Origin of the sequence: Microcoleus sp. BM001215392 (assembly GCF_036700185.1) — a bacterium.
Lineage (GTDB): Bacteria > Cyanobacteriota > Cyanobacteriia > Cyanobacteriales > Microcoleaceae > Microcoleus.
Genome location: NZ_JAUBOJ010000454.1, coordinates 1 through 5,439, shown reverse-complemented (window position 1 = coordinate 5,439; position 5,439 = coordinate 1). Strand labels below are relative to the sequence as shown.

The 5,439-nt window shown below is 42.0% G+C and carries 3 protein-coding genes; all 3 read right to left on the bottom strand.

Annotated features, from left to right (window positions below; all coding sequences use genetic code 11):
- Positions 1–214: 214 nt before the first annotated feature.
- On the bottom strand, positions 215–2,908 hold the full coding sequence (locus QT974_RS30525; RefSeq protein WP_333472125.1) for a CHAT domain-containing protein: 2,694 nt from the start codon (positions 2,906–2,908) through the stop codon (positions 215–217).
- A 170-nt stretch (positions 2,909–3,078) separates the two neighbouring features.
- The gene (locus tag QT974_RS30520) at positions 3,079–5,208 is read right to left on the bottom strand and encodes a caspase family protein (RefSeq protein WP_333472124.1); all 2,130 of its coding nucleotides are present in this window, start codon (positions 5,206–5,208) and stop codon (positions 3,079–3,081) included.
- A 73-nt stretch (positions 5,209–5,281) separates the two neighbouring features.
- Entirely contained in the window at positions 5,282–5,434 is a 153-nt protein-coding gene (locus QT974_RS30515; protein ID WP_333472126.1) for a lysozyme, read from the bottom strand.
- Between the last annotated feature and the right edge of the window lie 5 nt (positions 5,435–5,439).

Sequence of the window (5,439 nt, the reverse complement as noted above, 5' to 3'; positions counted from 1 at the left end):
GTGGCCAGTGACTGGTGGACAGAGAATGCCGAAGTGTGTCATTAGTTAAGGCTCCTTTGGGTTGAATTTTTTTGTAAGATTATATCGTTAGTATGAGTAGTTTTTATTGCTGGGGCGATTCGCCACCCTTCCCTAGGGCTGACTGTTGTGAGGGAAGAAGAGTTTGGGCGCTTGTTTTTTGTTAGAATGCGATCGCCCAACTTCCAATCCAACTCTAATCCAGCTTCATCCCAGCAAAATGTTCCAGCAACATCCGGTGAACAAAGATATATCCACCCCCAACCTTTTGCAGAAAAAGACAGTCAGCAGCATAATTTAAAAAGCGAGCATAGTTCCAGGGAGCGTATTTGTGAAAGTAAAGGATGAGACGTAAAGTCAAGTGTTGAATGCAGGCGGCACTCCCACCAAAAATTAGCCCTAGAAATAATCCATAAAACAAACCTCCTCCCAGAGCTGGAATTACTGCCATAAATCCGGTTATTCCTACCATCGGGCCTACTATTAACCCTCCTTGCAACCCTTGTAGCAGCCCTACTACCAGTCCTCCTAACAGCCCCAATAACCCCGCGCTTCTAGCAGATTTCCAGATACCCTGATTCGGGAAAATTCTGGTATCTATTTCTGGGCCTCTAAAGCCCCGACTCAAACAATAAATTAGTATTCCAAACAACCCCTGAGCTAACGCTGTTATTAGCGCTGCTCTCTGTGTTCCGAGTAATTTGTACGCTCCGAGCATATTAGCAGAAGCAGGATTTCCAAAAACCAGCGCCGTTTGTATTCCAAAAATTAGCCCAGAAATTACTCCAAAAATTAGCCCGTAAGTTAGACTTTTTCTCGCTTCCTGCCAAGACCATTTTATGCTTTCCACTGGTTTAATTTCTAATTTTGCCAGCGCCACAATCAACCCAAAGATAAATCCCGCAGTCATTCCTTTACTCACTACAGGAATCAGAACTAGAATCAGTTCATGCTTTATTCCCGACAGATAGTCGAGCCACCAAATAATCATCCCAATTGGCAAACAAATTAGCCCAGACATTAACACTGTCAGCAGCAAAACACCAATTTTATAATAAATATTTATTTGAAAGTTAGTATGTAACCAACTCGGCTGTAATTGCTCAATTAAAAATACTGTTTCTGACGATTTAACCATGCCTTTTGCCAACCAATGCAGCCATCGCTTCGTTTGCCGATCGGAATAGGGCTTAACTTTTTTACCCCGTTGAAACATCCGTTTAATATAAGTTTCAAATAAGCGTTGATAGCGTTGCTCTCGTGAGCTAAGTTGATTTAAAAGCTCTGCCCGCGAACAATCCCGATAAGCCAAATTCATCACACTCAAAATCAAAGGATTTCTGGCAAATACCTCTAATTCAGTATCTTGTTTTAGCAGATTCTTTAAATGGATAAGTTGGTTTCCAGCTTCATCTAAATATTGGTAAACTTGTTCGGAAGTTAACGGTTGAATGCAAATCGCACTGCATAGCTTTAAACGCTCTGATAGAGCATCATACTCTCGAACGCGACTGCACACAACGATGTCAGTAACGCCATGAGTTTCGATAAATTGATTCAAAGCACGAACAAAAGCATTGCGATATTTTTCGGCAATTTCATCTAAACCATCCAACAGCAGAATTAGTTCTTCCTGTTCAATCAAAATTTTACCTAAAGATGGAGGAATTTTATATCTATTATTGAGTTCATCTACCAACCATTCAGCAATAGTCTGTCGCTTATTTCCCCAAGATGACAGGGTAAATACTACTGGAATAGGCTGGCTTAAATCTTGTTCGCTGCGAGCAACCAAGCGATGTGCTATCTTCAGGAGAGTAATTGTTTTTCCGGTTCCTGGTTCCCCTAAAATCAGCAGAGTTTTACCTGTCCCCATTTCTGCATAAATTTCTGTTTCCTGTAGTTCTTCAAAGGATTCATCGAGTTCTACAGGCATATCATCTACATCATCAAATGGACGTTGAACGGCATCAGGACGTTCTTTTGTCTTGCATTCAATCAGAACCTGGGTATGCAGAGCGTTGGATAAAAATCCTTTGATCCAGGAATCCTTGACTCGATTCAGTAAAGCCTGTCTGTAACGATATTCTCGTTGGGTCAGCGGTTGAACTCTAGCAGGAACTCGTCCAAAATAATCCCAAACTTCTCTTGCTTGTTCTCGATATCGTTTGCGGGCAATTTCTGCTTTTACTGCTTCTCTAAAATCCGATGAATTATCTAAATAAGTTGTTGCTTGATATTCGGGAATTCTAGCCAGTTCTGATTTTTTCATGAGAACAGGCTTTAAATGTTCTTGTATGACAATAGCTTCTGCAATCGGATCGATCAGTTCAAACTTGCGAGTTCCTTCGAGATTGCGCGAACCAGAAGTAATTTTTTCGGGAATCTTAATTTGAATCGCAACACAGCCATGCTTGTAAGACTCCTCTATTGATTTTCCATAAGCTAATGCTTGGTAAAAGCCAGTTGCAAAAGCGATCGCAGCATCATCTCGAATTTCTTGGCTCATCCCAATCACAAAGTTAATATGCTCAATGATAGCTTTAGCCTGTATTTCTGAGTAGCAAGCATTCAGCAAAACGCATTGAATCTTACCATGAAGCGCAAGTAAGTTGGAGAAAGTATTTGTACTGACTAACTGTTCCCGTCCAGCATCATTTTGTAGTACCAAACCTTGTTCTCCAGTTCCATGTCCGCAGAAATGGATAATTAGCGGTTCATGCTCTAAGAATAGCTCCTGTAAATCCTCTGGACGCACTGCTAACTCAATTTGTACATCAAATTGAGCATCTTTTCCCTGGCGTTTTATTACCTTATTTAAGTCTCGAATTTCTCGATCTAGGTTCAGGTCTTTTCTGGGATTGGATGCTAAAATTAGGATTTTTTTCATAGATTTAACCCAGCCGTATATTTTGGTGCAAAACTTAGATCATCTGGACGCTCATCATGCTGTTCAGAAACCCGGTTTATTCGTAAATTTATCCTCTACAAACAATATTTTTTAATTAACCGGGTTTGTTTAGTAGCCTGATTCCTAATCATGATATTTTTACTGATTTACTATCGTTTGATAGCGATCCGTATCTGCTTTACCACCCACTCTGAATTAGGATCTGGTTCATAAACCATTGCACGGTTTAGGGTAGGCGGATTATCAACATCAGAACCGATCGCAGTCAAAAGATTATTGACAGGACTAATGCTGTGTGCTTCTCCCCTTTGGGTAAACTCTTTGGCTAGGTTTTCTAGTTCTTGATTTAGATTTCCCTTCTTGTCAAATTCCTCATCCAGAGGAGTTACCGCTAGCCATCGAAAATCAGCCAATCCGCGAGTTGCAAATAGTTTGAGTGTTTCTGTCACTTGCTCGTAACCTTTGCCTTCTGGAACTCTAGGGCGTATGCGTCCGATAAATAACTCTTCTCGGCTTTGTAGTTGGTAAAAAGGTGCTGGAATTCCTTTAATAGGAATTTGAGAAATAGCCCAAGTAGGCTCTAGATCGAGTACGGCAATATTAAGTGTTTGGGAGGAAGTATTTTTGACCCGAAGGAACACTACTTCTCGATTTTCTAGGGTAATGTTACTTGAACTAGGGAAGGGTTGTTTATTGGCATCACACAATTCAAATTCAATACAGTCTGCCAGTTCGGAAGCGGGATTGTCGAGTTCCTGAACAGTCTGATATTTAGCTAAATGAACTAAACGAGCGACTAAAGTTACTGCCGCATCAGGATGATCGATCGCAAGTGGTGGCCTGAGATTTTTAAGAGGCATTCCACTACAGATTTCGTACTCGCCATTGCGGCCAACCGCAACTTGATAGTGAGCTTCTCGCTCGTCATTCGGTGGTAATTCAAGAAGCCAACCATTATCTACTAAAGCTTGACGCACAGCTTCTAAAACAGGCGTTTGCTTTCCTGCTAACTCTGCCGGCAATTCATGCTCTTTGTCACCGACTTGTTTTTGGTCAAACAAGCGCACTCGACGCACCAAATCGACAGGTGCAGATACCATAACTGCTGGAGCACCTTGCTCAATCTGTCCTTTAACTATCATCCCACCAATGTCAGCTTCTAGAACTTTACCCTGGGAAGTAAACCCTTCAACTTCTGTGATTTCAATAATTGCCAGTTGTTGCTGCTTATTGGAAAAATCTGCTGTGTGTAGCGGATAAATTGCAAATCGCGTACCGCTGCTCAATCCTTGAGCGAGTCCTGCATTTAATGTGACTTGCTTCTGGTTTTCGTTTACCTGCATCACTGTTACAGCATACTGGGTAGAAACGCGATCGCTCCCAAAGACTAAGCGATCGCCCTCGCCGAGCAACATGGGCATTTGAGCGGGAAACTTGCTCTGAATTTTAGCGTTTATGCGATCGTACAGCGATTTATAAGTTATACCTGAAGTCGTGCTTGCCAGAGTATCGATCATCCAGTAAGTCAGGGCTCCATGTCGTTCTTTCCCATTAACGTTATACTCAAAAGCATACTCAGTCGGACGACAAGCGGCTAGCAGAACATAGTCTTTTGAGTGCGGCAACCATGCTGATGAAGAACCATTTCCCTCACTCAATATCTGCCAATTCCTAATCAGTTCATCGCGGGAAGCAACAGCACTATCTTCGGGACGTGTTGCAAAATCTGCCGACTCTGAACCTCGAATATCGCAATCGCCTCGCGTCGCCCCTCCAGAATGACAACTATCTAAAACAACAGTGACAATAAGTTGCTTATCAGTCATGCGTTTGAGGAGTGTCGCCAATTCTACATCGCGCAAATAATATCCGTCAGATTCACCTACATCCATGGGGACAATTCCCTCATCATTTTGTCCCTCTCCTTTGATTTCTAGATAGATAGTTGCTGCACGTCCTCCATGCCCGGAATAGTGAATGTAAACTCGATCTTGAGGCTGAGCAAATTCCGTAATAATCTGAAAATTCTCCACGATATTTTTATAAGTTGGCAGAATGTCTGGCGTTTGAATTGCCTCAATAGTGTCAGGATTAGGAGAGGTTAACTTGAAAATTTGCTCGAAGGGAATTTCGAGTGTCTTCAGGAGATAGTCTGCAACAAGGTTAATATCTCGCACACATCCCTTAAGATTTTTATACAACTGATTAGGCAGGTAGCAGTCTACCCCGATCAGTAATGCGTAAAACTTTGAGTCGGTTGAATTTGGTGCGTTAGCCATATTTATCTCACATTTTGTGGAGTTGCTTATTTGTTCCTTTCTTGTAGATATGACTTCACTGTGGGAGCGACATCTAAAAAACTGTCCAATCTTCCCCTAAAAACAAAGCTCTCTCTGCCTTACGCCGCCGCGTCAATCCTTCTAATTCTTGACCCCCTGCCTTATTCCAAATCGGGAATTGGTCGGCCGCACCCTGAAAATCTCCTTGATTTAACAGCTTTAACAAAGTTG